The organism is Pseudomonas sp. GM55, from assembly GCF_000282395.1.
Lineage (GTDB): Bacteria > Pseudomonadota > Gammaproteobacteria > Pseudomonadales > Pseudomonadaceae > Aquipseudomonas > Aquipseudomonas fluorescens_CC.
Genome location: NZ_AKJJ01000064.1, coordinates 38,802 through 52,458 on the forward strand (window position 1 = coordinate 38,802; position 13,657 = coordinate 52,458).

Here is a 13,657-nt window from a genome sequence, read left to right on the forward strand (position 1 = left end):
TCCTTGGGTCCGGGCAAGCGTGGTCGCGTTTGCCTGGACCGTTTTTTTTCCAACCAGAACTTCCCGCTGGCTACAAGCCATCCCCCAGCGCCTTGAGGTACTCAGGGCTTTCGCTGATCGAGTTATGTCCCGTCCCTGGTATCACCTGCAGCGATGCCACGCCTTTGGCGAAGTGTGTATACAAACGCTCGGTGCTTGAGCGCGGAATCACCTCGTCATGCTCGGCGGCTATCAACACCGTCGGCACCGTAATGCGGGCGGCGTACTGCCAGGACTGGTATTTGTCCTTCAACAGCCAGCGCACCGGAAACCAGCGGAACCGACGGGCGGCGAGCCCTTCGAGGCTGTTGTAGGGCGTGATCAGCACCAGCCGTGCCACCGGGCGCTGGCTAGCAAGGCGCACGGCGACCCCGGAACCCAGGCTGCGTCCGACCACCGCCACATGCGGATGGGTGGCATGCACCTGGTCGAACAAGGTGAGGGCGTCACGGGCGAAGGCCTCTTCGGAAGGCGAGCCGGTACTCCCGCCGTAGCCACGGTAATGCAGCAGATACAGCGCATGCTCAGGGAACGCTTGCGTGAACTCGGGCAAGTTGCGCGAGACGTCTTCGGCATTGCCGCCGAAATAAATCAGCGCGTCGGGACCTTCGTGAGGACGGATGGTGACCAGCACCCGTGCGTCGGCGACCGGCAGTGTGAGCAGGGTAGCGGCTGTGCCGACGGTGCGCGGTTGCGGGTAATAAATCAGCGCCCGCTGAAACACGAACAGCGCCACGCACAGCGCCAGGTACAGTGCAGCGATGATGACAACGAGTAACACCAGGGTACGCGACATTCGGCTAACGTTAGTGGGCGGCATTGACTGCTCGGGGTTCGAAAGTGGCTGGCGCCGCAAGGCTTTCTGAGTGTAGTCAATCGGCCCTTGGCGCGGGTTATCCGGGTTGTCGGTGCAACAGGTCCGATCCGGGCGACTGGTGAGAAACGTTTTATGAGCCATCCTGTGGGTTACACCCGTAGAGAAATACTCACGCTGGCTGCCGGTGCTTCGGTGGTCTTCACGTTCGGTCCGGCGGGTGCTCAACCCGTGCCGTCGACGGGAACAGGAGGCGAGACCATGCAGACCCGTGCCATTCCTTCCAGCAACGAGTCCTTGCCGATCGTAGGGTTGGGCACTTATCGCGGATTCGATGTCGAGCCTTCGCAACCGTCTTACAAAGACTTGCCCGCAGTGCTGGACGCGTTGTTCGACAAGGGTGGCAAGCTGATCGACAGCTCGCCGATGTACGGTCGTGCCGAACAGACCGTCGGCGAACTGCTGTCGATCCATGAGCCGCGCTCGCCGGCGTTCCTGGCCACCAAGGTGTGGACCCGGGGACGCGAAGAAGGCATCGCGCAGATGGAACAATCCTTTGCCCTGTTGCAGACCGACCGGATCGACCTGATGCAGATCCACAACCTGCTGGACTGGCAGATTCACCTGCCGACCCTGCGCCACTGGAAAGAAACAGGGCGCATTCGCTACATCGGCATCACCCATTACACGGCGGCGGCCTATGAAGAAGTGGAGGCGGTACTCAGGGCCGAACCACTGGATTTCTTGCAGATCAACTACGCCCTGGATGATCGCGGTGCCGAGAAACGCCTGCTGCCGTTGTGCCGTGAGCTGGGCGTGGCGGTGATCTGCAATCGGCCGTTCGGCGGTGGCGGCTTGCTGGCCAGGCTCAAGGACAAGCCGCTGCCAGGCTGGGCGGCGCAAGTCGGGGTCAAGAGCTGGCCGCAACTGGCGCTGAAGTTCCTGCTGTCGCATTCGGCGGTGACGTGTGTGATTCCGGGCACCGGCAACCCGCGCTACATGGCGGAAAATGCCCGGGCCGGTTTCGGCCCGATGCTGACCGATGCCCAGCGTCAGCAACTGATTGCGCTGGTGGGGTAGGCGGGCCGGCGAGTCCCGGAACCTCTCCTATACTGTTTCGCGTCCATGCCGTTGAAAGCGCATTCGTTGTCCTCACGGCGTCCCTGTCCATCACTGCAAGGAGATCGAACATGTCTATCCGCATTGGCGATGAAGCACCGGATTTCACCGCCGAAACCACCGAAGGCACCCTCAACTTTCACCAATGGATCGGCGACGGGTGGGCCATCCTGTTTTCCCACCCCAAGGATTTCACCCCGGTGTGCACCACTGAACTGGGATACCTGGCCAAACTCAAGCCGGAATTCGACAAGCGCAACACCAAGGTTCTCGGTCTCAGCGTCGACCCGGTCAGTGACCACCACCGCTGGGTCGGTGACATCGCCGAAACCCAGGGCAGTGCGGTCAACTATCCGCTGATCGGCGACGAAAATCTGGTGGTGGCCAAGCTCTACGACATGATCCACCCCAATGCCAGCGGCGGCGCGCGCACGGCGGTGGACAACGCCACGGTGCGTTCGGTGTTCATCGTCGGCCCGGACAAGAAGGTCAAGGCCATGCTGGTCTATCCGATGAGCGCCGGGCGCAATTTCGATGAAGTGCTGCGCCTGCTCGATTCCCTGCAACTGAATGCCAAGCACACCGTCGCCACGCCAGTGAACTGGCGGCCGGGTGAAGACGTGATCATCCCGACCTCGGTGTCTGACGAAGACGCGAAGAAGAAATACCCGGATGGCTTCAAGACCCTGAAGCCGTATCTGCGGACCGTGGCGCAACCGAAGTAACTGCGGCTGCCTTCAAACCGCTATCGCGGGCAAGCCCGCTCCCACAGGGGCTGAGTTGAAGCACATGTCTGTGAACGACTCAGGTCCTTGTGGGAGCGGGCTTGCCCGCGATGGGGCCGGCCCTACTGGCCGAGTACTTCAGGTCAAACCAGATACTTGCGAAACCACCCCAACGTCCGCTCCCACGCCAGTTTCGCCGCCGCCTCGTCGAAGCGCGGCGTGGAGTCGTTGTGGAAACCATGATTGCAGCCCGGATAAATGTAGGCCTCATAGGTCTTGCCCCCGGCCTTCAACGCTTTCTCAAAGGCCGGCCAGCCTTCGTTGATCCGCGTATCCAGCTCGCCGTAATGCAGCATCAGCGGGGCCTTGATACGGGGTACGTCCTCGGTCGCTGGCTGACGTCCATAAAACGACACGGCGGCCCCCAGTTCCGGATAGGCCACGGCAGCGGCGTTGGTCACGCCACCGCCGTAGCAGAATCCGGTGATGCCGACTTTTCCGTTGGCGGCAGGGTGTTTCATCATCCATTCGACAGCGGCGAAAAAGTCGTTCATCAGCTTTTCCGGGTCGACCGTGGCCTGAAGCTCGCGGCCCTTTTCGTCATTGCCCGGATAACCACCGACCGAACTCAGACCGTCCGGGGCAAAGGCGATGAAACCGGCCTTGGCCAGCCGCCGGGCCACATCTTCGATGTACGGGTTGAGCCCGCGGTTTTCATGCACGACCACCACTGCCGGCACTTTGCCGGTGGCCTTGGCCGGACGCACCAGATAACCGCGAACCTGGCCGTGGCCCTTGGGCGACGGGTAGGTGATGTACTCGGCAACAATCTCCGGATCGGTGAACGAGACCTGTTCGGCCAGCGCATAGTTGGGGCTCAGCGCGGCGAGCAGGGCTCCAGCTGTCAAACCTGCGAAGGTAAATAACGCCGCGCGATCGAGAAACTCCCGACGGTTGATCTTGCCGTGGGCGTAGTAGTCGTAGAGTTCCAGCAGTTCCGGGGCAAAGTCTTTGGCAGTGAGGCGGGTCATCGGCGGAGTTCCTCTCGGCTGGTTCAACGCAGACCCTGTGGGAGCGGGCTTGCCCGCGATGGCGGTGGGTCAGTCGCCATCGATGTTGATTGTGATGGCCTCATCGCGGGCAAGCCCGCTCCCACAGGTGGCGGGGTGATGCCAGAATTTTATTTCAGGCACTGCGCCCCGGCCTTCGCTATTTGCGCATCCTGCTCGGGCTTGACCCCGGACACCCCGACAGCGCCAATCACCTGGCCATCGAAAACAATCGGTACGCCACCCTCCAGCGAGGTCAGCAAGGGTGCTGACAGAAAAGCGTAGCGCCCACCGTTGATCATGTCCTCATAGCTTTTCGAATCACGTCGCCCGAGGGCTGAGGTGCGGGCCTTTTCGGTAGCGATATAGGCGCTGCCCGGCGCGCAGCCGTCGAGGCGTTCGAGGGCCAGCGGGTGGCCGCCGTCATCGACTACCACGATGGTCACGGCCCATTGATTGGCCTGTGCTTCGGCGCGGGCGGCTTTGATGATCTGGCTGACTTCGGTCTGGCTCAGGACGGCTTTGCGGTTCATGGGCATCTCCGGGGTTCGGTTAAGGCAGGGCGGCTTCGACCAGTTCGATCCAGTGCCGCACCGGGGTTCGGCCCGCGCCATCGAGGTGCGACTGGCAGCCGATGTTGGCCGTGACAATGACCTCGGGATGGCCGCTTTCCAGGGCGTTGAGCTTGTTGTCGCGCAGTTGTCGTGACAGTTCGGGCTGGGTCAGCGAGTAGGTGCCCGCCGAACCGCAGCACAGGTGCCCGTCGGGAACGGACGTCAGGTTGAAACCGAACCCGGTCAGCAACGCTTCCACGGCGCCGCCGAGTTTCTGCCCGTGCTGCAAGGTGCAGGGGCAATGGAACGCCAGGCGCTGCGAGGCGTGGATGCCGAGCTTTTCCAGCGGTTCGTCGCGCAACACTTCCACCAGGTCCCGGGCCAGCGCACTGACCTTTTTCGCCTTGGCGGCATAGGCCGGGTCGCTGGCGAGCAGGTGGCCGTAATCCTTGATGAAGGCGCCGCAACCGCTGGCCGTCTGCACAATCGCTTCGGCACCTTTTTCGATGCTCGGCCACCACGCGTCGATGTTGCGCCGGGCGCGGTCGAGGCCGGCGGCCTGGGCGTCCAAGTGATAGTCCACGGCACCGCAGCAACCGGCTTCGCGGGTCGCGATGACGCTGATCCCCAAGCGGTCCAGCACCCGCGCCGCCGCGGCATTGGTGTTGGGTGAGAGGCTGGGCTGTACGCATCCTTCGAGCATCAGCACCTGACGCTCACGGACGGTCATGGGCCGTGGCTTGGCCGGGTAGATTCTGCGCGGCAACTTGCTTTGCAGCGGGCCGGGCAGCAGCGCACGGAACACCTGACCGCCATTGACCAGACTCTTGAACAGGTCTGGATGCGGCACGGTCTGGCGCAATCCCTCGCGCAACAGGCGCTGACCGAGCGGGCGCGGCACCGCCGCATCGACCACCGCTCGGCCGATGTCCAGCAGGTTGTGGTAATCGACGCCCGACGGGCAGGTGGTTTCGCAGTTGCGGCACGACAGGCAGCGGTCCAGGTGCTGTTGGGTCTTTTGTGTGACGTCGTTGCCTTCCAGCACTTGCTTGATCAGATAAATACGGCCCCGCGGTCCGTCCAGTTCATCGCCGAGCAATTGATAGGTCGGGCACGTGGCATTGCAGAACCCGCAATGCACGCAGGTGCGCAGGATGCTTTCGGCTTCTGCGGCGCGGGGCAGATGGCTGGCGTTTTCACTCAAGGTCGTCTGCATGGTTCAAAGCTCCGCGTACAGGCGTCCGGGGTTGAAGATGCCCCGTGGGTCGAGTTGTTGTTTCAGGTTGCGGTGATAACGCATCAGGGCCGGGGGCAGCGGCTGGAACGGAGTGTCGGTCAGACCGTGGCTGAAACAGGTGGCATGGCCGCCGACCTCGTCGACGACCTGGCGGATGAACGCCGCCTCGGCATCGGATTTCAACCAGCGCTGGGCGCCCCCCCAGTCGAGCAACTGGCGACCCGGCAACGACAGGGGCGGCGTGTTGTGTGGTAGTGAAAGGCGCCAAAGCGGCTGGTCTTCATCGAAGAAACTCAAGCGCTGCTCGTTGAGATCGTCCCAGTATGAAGCGTCCAGCCATTCGCCCCCGAGGCGGTCATGGGCCGCCGCCACCGAACCTTCACCGCCCTCGAGCCGCAGGTGCAGGCGTGAACCGTCGTGACAGGCGGCACTGATCGGCAACGGCTGCTGGCCCCATTCCGCCAGGCGCAACAAAGCCTGTGCGGTGTCCATTTCCAGGCTGATGCTGAGGCACTGCCGGGGTTTGGGCAGCACTTTGAGCGAGACTTCAGTGATCAGCCCGAGGCAGCCATAACTGCCAGCCATCAGACGCGACAGGTCGTAGCCGGCGACGTTTTTCATCACCTCGCCACCGAAGCGCAACAGCTTGCCTTGCCCTGTGATGACCCGCGTGCCGAGTACGAAATCACGCACCGAGCCTGACCACGGACGCCGGGGCCCGGACAGTCCGCAGGCGATCATGCCGCCGACCGTGGCGCTGTCGCCAAAGGCCGGTGGTTCGCAGGGCAGCATCTGTTGCGCAGCATCCAGCACCTGCGCCAGCTGTGCCAACGGCGTGCCGCAACGGGCGGTGATCACCAGTTCGGTCGGGTCGTAACTGACGATGCCCCGGTGCGAGCGGGTATCGAGAATTTCCCCGGCCGTGGCACGCCCGAGGAAGCCCTTGCTGTTTGATCCCTGAATGCGCAACGGCGTGGCGTTTTCCAGCGCTTGGTTGACCTGATCCAGCAGCGACTGGCTGTCATCGAAATCTTCAGGGCCGCGCATCAGAAACGCTCCAGCTCAGGGAAGGGCAATTGCCCGCCGTGCACGTGCATGGCGCCGAATTCGGCGCAGCGGTGCAGGGTCGGAATGTTCTTGCCGGGGTTGAGCAGGCCGCTCGGGTCGAAGGCGGCCTTGATCGCATGGAACAGGGTCAGTTCATCGCTGTTGAACTGCGCGCACATCTGGTTGATCTTCTCGCGACCCACGCCGTGTTCACCGGTGATGCTGCCGCCGACTTTCACGCACAATTCCAGAATCCTGCCGCCCAGGGTTTCGGCTCGATCAAGTTCACCGGGTTGATTGGCGTCGAACAGAATCAACGGATGCATGTTGCCGTCGCCGGCGTGGAACACGTTCGCCACCCGCAGGCCGTATTCGTTCGAGAGCTCGGCGATGGCCTGCAGCACGCCGGGCAGTTCACGACGGGGGATGGTGCCGTCCATGCAGTAATAGTCCGGCGAGAGGCGGCCCACCGCCGGGAAGGCATTCTTGCGCCCGGCCCAGAAACGCACGCGTTCGGCTTCGTCCTTCGCCTGGCGCAACTCGATTGCGCCGGCCGTTTGCAATACCTGGCGCACCCGGTCGCAGTCATCCTGGACATCAGCTTCGACACCATCGAGCTCGCACAACAGAATGGCCTGGGCGTCCACCGGATAACCGGCGTGGATGAAGTCCTCGGCGGCGCGGATGGCCAGGTTGTCCATCATTTCCAGGCCACCGGGGATGATGCCGGCGGCGATGATGTCGCCGACGGCACGGCCGGCTTTTTCCACGGAGTCGAATGCTGCCAGCAGCACTTTGGCGGTCTGCGGTTTGGGCAGTAGCTTGACCGTGACTTCGGTGATGACCCCGAGCAGGCCTTCGGAGCCGGTGAACAGCGCCAACAGGTCGAAACCGGGGGCATCGAGGGCGTTGGAGCCCAGGCTCAGGTACTCGCCGTCGACGGTAAGGATGTCAACCTTCAGCACGTTGTGCACGGTCAGGCCGTACTTCAGGCAGTGTACGCCACCGGCATTTTCCGCCACGTTGCCGCCAATGGAGCAGGCGATTTGCGAGGACGGATCCGGCGCGTAATACAGGCCGAACGGTGCCGCCGCCTGGGAAATCGCCAGGTTGCGTACGCCGGGCTGAACCCGCGCAGTTCGGGCGGCGGGGTCGATGTGCAGGATGTTGTTGAAGCGCGCCATCACCAGCAGCACGCCTTTCTCCAAAGGCAAGGCGCCACCGGACAAACCGGTGCCCGCGCCACGGGCCACGACGGGGACGTGCCGCTCATGACAGACGCGCAGCACCCCTTGCACTTCGTCGATGTATCGGGGCAGCACCACCAGCATCGGCGTGGTGCGATAGGCCGAGAGCCCGTCACATTCGTAGGGCTTGAGTTCCTCCTGCTGGTGGAGGATTTCCAGATTCGGCATGCGGGATTTCAGGGCGTGCAACAGCGCCTCTTTGTCGACGTCGGGCAAGGCGCCGTCAACGCGTTCATCGTAGAGAATGTTCATGGGTAGACGATTCTCGCTGAAGGCCACTGACCTTCATCATTGGCCTGATACAGCCAACTGTCCATGGGGTATTTGTCAGCCTGAAGCGGGCATTCATTCAATGAATGTGCGCGGAAAATGCCAACGCCCGGGCGATTGGGCCCGGGCGTTGCAAGCGTTGTAAGCAGGGCGCGCAGACTCAATGCCCGCCCACCACCATATGGCTGAACGGCGCAACGTAGGCCTGCAACGTCACCAGTCCACCGACCAGAATCGCCAGCACGATCGAGTGGAAGAACACGTAGCGCAGGATTTCCCCTTCATGGCCGTACCAGCGGGTGGCGGTGGAGGCGACCACGATCGACTGGGCGTCGACCATCTTGCCCATGACCCCGCCGGAACTGTTGGCGGCGGCCATCAGCACCGGGCTGATGCCCAGCTGCTCGGAGGTCACCCGCTGCAAGCCGCCGAATAGCACGTTGGATGCGGTGTCCGAGCCGGTCAACGCCACGCCGAGCCAGCCGAGCAGAGTGCCGAACATGGGATAGAAGATGCCCGTCGCGGCGAAGGCCAGGCCCATGGTGGCATCCAGGCCGGAGTAGCGTGTGAGGAAGCCCAGGGCAAGCATTGCCGCAATGGTGATCAGCGAGTAACGCACCACCCACAGGGTGCGCAGGTACTGGTGGACCAGTTGCGGGATCGAGTAGCCCATCAGCAAGCCGCCGACAATCGCCGCCAGCAGAATGCCGCTGCCGGTCGCGGTGAACCAGGTGAACTTGTACACCGCTTCTTCGGTTTTCGGTGCGGGCACCACGGGCGGGACTTTCTCGACCTGCAAGTGCAGGGTGGTGAAGGTCACGACCGGCGCAAACACCGGGTTCGCCTCGCGCAGCGGTTTGCCCTGGGGGTCGAGCTTGGCGGCGCTGGTTTGCGGGTCGATGGCAGGGCGGGTGTCGAAGGTGTTCTTGAAGCCCTGGGTGCCCCAGATGAACACGAAGACCGTGAGGATGATCCACGGCATCCACGCACGCATCACGGCCGGTTTTGCCTCATTGGCAAAGGTTGCAGTCGGTACAGGCTTTTCATCGTGTTCGGCATCGATCTTCGAGTTGTCGACCCGGCCGGACAGGGCGGCGGAAGTGTGTACCGTGGCCGGCTTCCATACCCTGAGGAAACCGGTCAGGCAGGCCATGGAAATCAGCGCGGCGATCACATCCACCAGCATCGGCCCGTGATAGTTGGACACCAGGAACTGCGGCACGGCAAAGCTGACCCCGGCCACCAGGATCGCCGGCCAGATTTCCAGCATCTTGCGCCAGCCGGCAAAGGCCCAGATCAGCCAGAACGGCACCAGCACCGAGAAGAACGGCAACTGCCGGCCGACCATCATCGACAGCTCCATTTCATCCAGCCCGGTGACCTTGGCCAGGGTGATGATCGGCGTACCGAGGGCGCCGAACGCCACGGGGGCGGTGTTGGCGATCAGCGCCAGCCCTGAAGCGGCGAGCGGCGAAAACCCCAGGCCGATCAGAATCGCGCCAGTCACCGCCACCGGCGTACCGAAACCGGCCGCTCCTTCGAAAAACGCACCGAAGCAGAAGGCGATCAGGAGCAATTGCAGGCGCCGGTCATCGGTGATGCGCGCCAGGGAGTCTTGCAGCACCTTGAACGAGCCGTTCTCGGTGGTCAGGCGGTGCAGGAAGATGATGTTCAACACAATCCAGCCAATAGGCAGCAGACCGTTGGCCGCACCGAACAGCGCCGCCGTGCCGGCCATGTTCGCCGGCATGCCGAAGGCGAAGATCGCGATCAGCAAGGCCGAGGTCAGGGCGAGCAACGCCGCCAGGTGCGCCTTGACGTGGAAAAACGCGAGGGACGCCAGCATCACCACCACCGGTACGGCGGCCATGAACGTTGAAAGCACCGGGTTGCCGAACGGATCGTAGACTTGCTGCCAGACCATGTTCCACCTCTGCTTTTTATTGTTGGACGTGCAGGCCCCTTGGGGGGAGGTGGTCTTGAGTATAGGTGGCATTGCGCCGCTGTCAGGGCAGGCCTCTGGTCCAGCGGGTCGGCGCTTTTGCGGGGGCTGAGCTAGCATTGGCGGTAGGCTCGCAATCCATAGGCGGGAGGAAAGCAGCAATGACTGAGCGCCATGAGGTCCACAAGGAAACGCTGTCGAACGGATGCCGGATCGAAGTCAAGGCCGAGATCTTGAAGGACGGTTCATTGGGCATGTTCATCGGCGTGTATCGGCCGGACGGCACGGTCATCAATGAAAACCACGATCCACGGCCGCACATGATGGACATGGAGGCGGCGATGGATTGGGGGATCGATATTGCCAAGGGGATCGGCAATAGCCAGCGAACCTTGTGAGCGGTTCCCGTTCGAGCCCGGGCAACCGGCGGTCGCTGTCAGAACCCGAACGAACGGACCGAGCCTTTTGCCAGCTCTACATCCAGTAGATGCTCGACCAGCACGTCATTCAGAAAACGGAACTGATCATTGAGCCCGACCACTTCGTTGCTGAAGTGATGATCGGCTGCCGGAATCAGCAACGCCTCGAAATTTTTGTCGAACATCAGAGTCAACTCTTTACGTGACTCGAATTCCTGCGCGTAGAAATTGTTGCCGAACACCGGAAAACGCACGGCGAGGGTGACGGTGTGAATCATGAGATTTGCTCCTCGCTCAGGACGTACCAGGAAAACACACCCAATGTGAACGCCGTCAGGGCCAGGCAGGTCAGCAGATGGATCAGCATGATGTTCCCCTCCGATTCGGGGTTTTGTGTTGGCCTGGGATCGATCCTACGCTGACGGCCATCCAGCGGAAGGCAATCGCGGCGATGGTGATTATCGACGCAAGTGATGGTGGTTTTTGCGCTGTTGATGCGGGCCCCTTCGCGAGCAGGCTCGCTCCCACAGGTCCGTGGCCAACCGCTTACCTGTGGAAGCGAGCCTGCTCGCGAAGGCGTCCTCAGGGACACCGCCACCTATACTTAATCCGAGGGTTACGCGTGTCGGGCATTTCGCCCGGTGCAAACTCCAGGAAGCCGCGATCTTGAACCTGCGTTCGCTGATCATTGCCGTGCTGGTGGTGTTGGCGGGATGCGTCACGTCTGCGCGCGCGCCGGTGGTGCAAGTGGCACCGGTCATCGTTCCCGCCAGCACCTGGCAACAAGTGGACCGGGAGATCGTCGCCGCGTCGCAGGCGGCCACCGAGGAGACCAAAATCTACGCCCGCGGCGCCATGGAGTACTGGCGCACACGGGTCTATGAATTGACCGAACAAAATTTCATTCCGTGGTTCAGCAGTTACTGGACCCAGGAGTGGCTGTCGATGAAGGTCAGCTGGTACACCATCAGCACCAAGGGTGAGCAGGACGCCGTGGAAAAACGCCTGGCGGCGTACCTGCTCGAAGCCTATCAGGAGAAGGTCCTGGCGCCGGTGGCCGTGGAAGTCGATCCCGATGCGATTCTCGGCCTGGCAGCGGCGTTCTATGTCGACATCCTCAAGGAAGAGCTGCAGAAAATCTCCCACCGCCACGGCGTGCCGATGGCCCAACTCAACGGGCGCATCCAGAAAGTCCCGGCCATCGCCCTCGGGCCTCCGCCGACGAGGGACGCCTCGTTGTACCAGGTCGTGCACACCGAACCGCTGAACTCCTTGCCGGCCTTCGCCGCGCTGATCGACAAAGTCCATAAGGCCGGTGGCGACAAGGGGGTGGGCTCGACCGACACCGCGATGGCGCCGGTGGCCAGGCGCGCCAGCCGGCGGATGGAAGCCGAGATGGCCCCGCGCGGGGCCGCCAGCGCCGTGGCCGCAGCGACGGGGAAACTGGCCGGTGGCTTGATCACGCTAGGGGTGGCTGGCATTCGCGCATTCATCCAGGCCTTTGACCGGCCTGATAGCGAGGCGCTGATTCGCCGTAGCCTGGGCAATACCTTCGACAAGGCCTGGACCAAACTGGTGCAGAGCCCGACCAGCGGCGTCATGGCCGCCACGCTTTACATGGCGGCGCAGATCGAAGGCAGCCTGGCGGACCGCACTGCACCGCCGGTCGGTTTGGGCACCGGCACTGTCGATCGGACGCCAGCGCAACCGACTATCCAGCAGCACACCCCATGACCCAAGGAGAGCACTCATGTCTTACGTCGATGGTTTTATCGCTGCCGTACCCACCGCCAACCGTGAGCAATACATCAAACATGCCGAAATCGCCGCCTCGATCTTCAAGGAAAACGGTGCCTTGAGCGTGGTCGAATGCTGGGGCGAAGATGTGCCGGAGGGCAAGGTCACCTCTTTCCCGATGGCGGTGAAACTCAAGGACGGCGAAACCGTGGCTTTTGGCTGGATCATCTGGCCGGACAAGGCTACTCGTAATGCCGGGATGGACAGGATGATGCAGGACCCGCGCATGCAGCCGAACGTCAATCCGATGCCGTTTGACGGTCAGCGCCTGGTGTATGGCGGGTTTGAAATACTCCTCGAAGTCTGACGCCGGCCCTGGGATCACTCCGGCGTCGGGGTGATCCTGCAACTCTTGCGCTGCCGGATTTCTTCGTCCGTCGGTCGCTCGCGGATGAACTCGAAGCGCGGCTCACCTTCGCTGTAATGCACCAGCCAGCCCCATTCCAGCTTGAGTTCATCCTGACCTGGCTCGGGCGGTCTGGCCCACCATGGCTCTTTGCTGAGGATCTGTCGCATGGCCCCCTCCGCTTTAAGGCACAACCCGGCGCGGCGTGAAAACTAATTGAGAATGCCCCCTAGAACTATAACGCGCCTGCCGGACGGCGTCAGAAATGCGCTGGCCGGTACGCGAGGGTTGAGTACACTCAGACAGTCTTCCCGAGAGGTGTCCGGCATGAATGAAGGGGCCCGCGAGCCGTTCAAGCGTCTGTTCTTTGCGCTCGATTGCGCGCCTGCCCAGCGCCGGGACATCGCCCAGTGGCGCAGTGCTCTGCAACTGCGTAACGGCCGGCCGGTGCCGGCAGAAAACTTTCACCTGACGCTGAAGTTTTTGGGCGCTGTGGGTGTGGCGCAGATTGCCGACATCTGCACCGCTGCGGCGTCCATCCGCTCACCGGGCGAGCGCTTGACGGTGGTGCTGGACCGGCTGGATGTGTGGCGCAGGGCAGGGGCGCTGGTGCTCGCGCCGGAGCAGGCGTCCCCGGCATTGTTGCGATTGGTGTATGCGCTGGAACAGGCGATGTTGCCGTTCGGTCTGGAGGAAGCACCCAGGGAATACCGTCCGCACCTGACCCTGGCACGGCAGTATCGGGCGCCGGTGCCGGAGTCCGCGACCGCGCCGCAATTCTTCCTGCGTGCCGACCGCTTCACCCTGTTCGAATCCCACAAGGGGCGCTATCGGGCGCTGGCCGAATGGCCGTTGACTGATCCCCAATAAAAAAGGCGCCCGAGGGCGCCAAACTTCACCTTGACCGAGGGAGCCCAGGTGAGGCCGTTCTACTGCAGGAGAGGCAGCGGTGGTAAGGCGCTGCGTGAACGGAAACGGGAATAGGGTTATGGCCTGAATCAACGGTGCCTTACAGGCCGCCATCGCGAGCAAGCTCGCTCCCACAATTATCT

Annotated in this window: 15 protein-coding genes; 6 read left to right on the forward strand and 9 right to left on the reverse strand. The window is 62.7% G+C overall.

Annotated features, from left to right (window positions below; genetic code table 11):
- Nucleotides 1-70: 70 nt before the first annotated feature.
- A complete protein-coding gene (locus PMI31_RS18075; RefSeq protein WP_008019670.1) occupies nucleotides 71-859 on the reverse strand; it encodes an alpha/beta hydrolase in 789 nt (262 codons plus the stop codon).
- A 129-nt stretch (nucleotides 860-988) separates the two neighbouring features.
- Between PMI31_RS18075 and PMI31_RS18080 the strand changes: the two genes are divergently transcribed.
- Nucleotides 989-1,933 (forward strand): aldo/keto reductase, encoded by a 945-nt coding sequence (locus tag PMI31_RS18080; protein ID WP_177323572.1) that lies wholly within the window; start codon nucleotides 989-991, stop codon nucleotides 1,931-1,933.
- Between the two features lie 110 nt (nucleotides 1,934-2,043).
- Nucleotides 2,044-2,697: a peroxiredoxin gene (locus PMI31_RS18085; protein WP_008019673.1), complete on the forward strand. Its 654-nt coding sequence runs from the start codon at nucleotides 2,044-2,046 to the stop codon at nucleotides 2,695-2,697.
- A 143-nt stretch (nucleotides 2,698-2,840) separates the two neighbouring features.
- Here PMI31_RS18085 and yghX read toward each other — a convergent pair whose 3' ends face one another.
- From yghX to PMI31_RS18115, 6 genes are all read right to left on the reverse strand, one after another.
- Nucleotides 2,841-3,728, reverse strand: coding sequence for a YghX family hydrolase (gene yghX, locus PMI31_RS18090; protein WP_008019674.1), 888 nt, complete (start codon nucleotides 3,726-3,728; stop codon nucleotides 2,841-2,843).
- Between the two features lie 149 nt (nucleotides 3,729-3,877).
- A complete protein-coding gene (locus PMI31_RS18095; protein WP_008019675.1) occupies nucleotides 3,878-4,279 on the reverse strand; it encodes a heme-binding protein in 402 nt (133 codons plus the stop codon).
- A gap of 19 nt (nucleotides 4,280-4,298) precedes the next feature.
- On the reverse strand, nucleotides 4,299-5,516 hold the full coding sequence (gene glcF, locus PMI31_RS18100; RefSeq protein WP_008019677.1) for a glycolate oxidase subunit GlcF: 1,218 nt from the start codon (nucleotides 5,514-5,516) through the stop codon (nucleotides 4,299-4,301).
- 3 nt (nucleotides 5,517-5,519) lie between these two features.
- Entirely contained in the window at nucleotides 5,520-6,584 is a 1,065-nt protein-coding gene (gene glcE, locus PMI31_RS18105) for a glycolate oxidase subunit GlcE (RefSeq protein ID WP_008019678.1), read from the reverse strand.
- On the reverse strand, nucleotides 6,584-8,083 hold the full coding sequence (gene glcD / locus PMI31_RS18110; protein ID WP_008019679.1) for a glycolate oxidase subunit GlcD: 1,500 nt from the start codon (nucleotides 8,081-8,083) through the stop codon (nucleotides 6,584-6,586). Before glcD ends, glcE begins: the two co-directional genes overlap by 1 nt.
- Nucleotides 8,084-8,261: 178 nt before the next feature.
- Nucleotides 8,262-10,025, reverse strand: coding sequence for an L-lactate permease (locus PMI31_RS18115; protein ID WP_008019681.1), 1,764 nt, complete (start codon nucleotides 10,023-10,025; stop codon nucleotides 8,262-8,264).
- Between the two features lie 179 nt (nucleotides 10,026-10,204).
- Between PMI31_RS18115 and PMI31_RS18120 the strand changes: the two genes are divergently transcribed.
- Nucleotides 10,205-10,441, forward strand: coding sequence for a hypothetical protein (locus PMI31_RS18120; protein WP_008019682.1), 237 nt, complete (start codon nucleotides 10,205-10,207; stop codon nucleotides 10,439-10,441).
- Nucleotides 10,442-10,479: 38 nt separating this feature from the next.
- Here PMI31_RS18120 and PMI31_RS18125 read toward each other — a convergent pair whose 3' ends face one another.
- A complete protein-coding gene (locus PMI31_RS18125; RefSeq protein WP_008019683.1) occupies nucleotides 10,480-10,740 on the reverse strand; it encodes a hypothetical protein in 261 nt (86 codons plus the stop codon).
- 388 nt (nucleotides 10,741-11,128) lie between these two features.
- Here PMI31_RS18125 and PMI31_RS18130 point away from each other — a divergent pair, with 388 nt between their 5' ends.
- Both PMI31_RS18130 and PMI31_RS18135 read left to right on the forward strand, forming a co-directional pair.
- Nucleotides 11,129-12,196, forward strand: a complete 1,068-nt coding sequence (locus PMI31_RS18130; protein ID WP_008019685.1) for a hypothetical protein — start codon at nucleotides 11,129-11,131, stop codon at nucleotides 12,194-12,196.
- A 16-nt stretch (nucleotides 12,197-12,212) separates the two neighbouring features.
- Nucleotides 12,213-12,566, forward strand: coding sequence for a DUF1428 domain-containing protein (locus PMI31_RS18135; protein WP_008019686.1), 354 nt, complete (start codon nucleotides 12,213-12,215; stop codon nucleotides 12,564-12,566).
- Between the two features lie 14 nt (nucleotides 12,567-12,580).
- Here the strand turns inward: PMI31_RS18135 and PMI31_RS18140 are convergent, their stop codons facing one another.
- A complete protein-coding gene (locus tag PMI31_RS18140) occupies nucleotides 12,581-12,775 on the reverse strand; it encodes a hypothetical protein (RefSeq protein ID WP_008019687.1) in 195 nt (64 codons plus the stop codon).
- A gap of 157 nt (nucleotides 12,776-12,932) precedes the next feature.
- On the opposite strand from PMI31_RS18140, the gene thpR reads away from it, so the two are divergent.
- Nucleotides 12,933-13,475 (forward strand): RNA 2',3'-cyclic phosphodiesterase, encoded by a 543-nt coding sequence (thpR, locus tag PMI31_RS18145; RefSeq protein WP_008019688.1) that lies wholly within the window; start codon nucleotides 12,933-12,935, stop codon nucleotides 13,473-13,475.
- The last annotated feature ends 182 nt before the right edge of the window (nucleotides 13,476-13,657 follow it).

Coding starts and splice junctions, on each gene's coding strand:
- PMI31_RS18075 (WP_008019670.1), bottom strand. CDS start 859: ATGCCGCCCACTAACGTTAGCCGAATGTCGCGTACCCTGGTGTTACTC.
- PMI31_RS18080 (WP_177323572.1), top strand. CDS start 989: ATGAGCCATCCTGTGGGTTACACCCGTAGAGAAATACTCACGCTGGCT.
- PMI31_RS18085 (WP_008019673.1), top strand. CDS start 2,044: ATGTCTATCCGCATTGGCGATGAAGCACCGGATTTCACCGCCGAAACC.
- yghX (WP_008019674.1), bottom strand. CDS start 3,728: ATGACCCGCCTCACTGCCAAAGACTTTGCCCCGGAACTGCTGGAACTC.
- PMI31_RS18095 (WP_008019675.1), bottom strand. CDS start 4,279: ATGAACCGCAAAGCCGTCCTGAGCCAGACCGAAGTCAGCCAGATCATC.
- glcF (WP_008019677.1), bottom strand. CDS start 5,516: ATGCAGACGACCTTGAGTGAAAACGCCAGCCATCTGCCCCGCGCCGCA.
- glcE (WP_008019678.1), bottom strand. CDS start 6,584: ATGCGCGGCCCTGAAGATTTCGATGACAGCCAGTCGCTGCTGGATCAG.
- glcD (WP_008019679.1), bottom strand. CDS start 8,083: ATGAACATTCTCTACGATGAACGCGTTGACGGCGCCTTGCCCGACGTC.
- PMI31_RS18115 (WP_008019681.1), bottom strand. CDS start 10,025: ATGGTCTGGCAGCAAGTCTACGATCCGTTCGGCAACCCGGTGCTTTCA.
- PMI31_RS18120 (WP_008019682.1), top strand. CDS start 10,205: ATGACTGAGCGCCATGAGGTCCACAAGGAAACGCTGTCGAACGGATGC.
- PMI31_RS18125 (WP_008019683.1), bottom strand. CDS start 10,740: ATGATTCACACCGTCACCCTCGCCGTGCGTTTTCCGGTGTTCGGCAAC.
- PMI31_RS18135 (WP_008019686.1), top strand. CDS start 12,213: ATGTCTTACGTCGATGGTTTTATCGCTGCCGTACCCACCGCCAACCGT.
- PMI31_RS18140 (WP_008019687.1), bottom strand. CDS start 12,775: ATGCGACAGATCCTCAGCAAAGAGCCATGGTGGGCCAGACCGCCCGAG.
- thpR (WP_008019688.1), top strand. CDS start 12,933: ATGAATGAAGGGGCCCGCGAGCCGTTCAAGCGTCTGTTCTTTGCGCTC.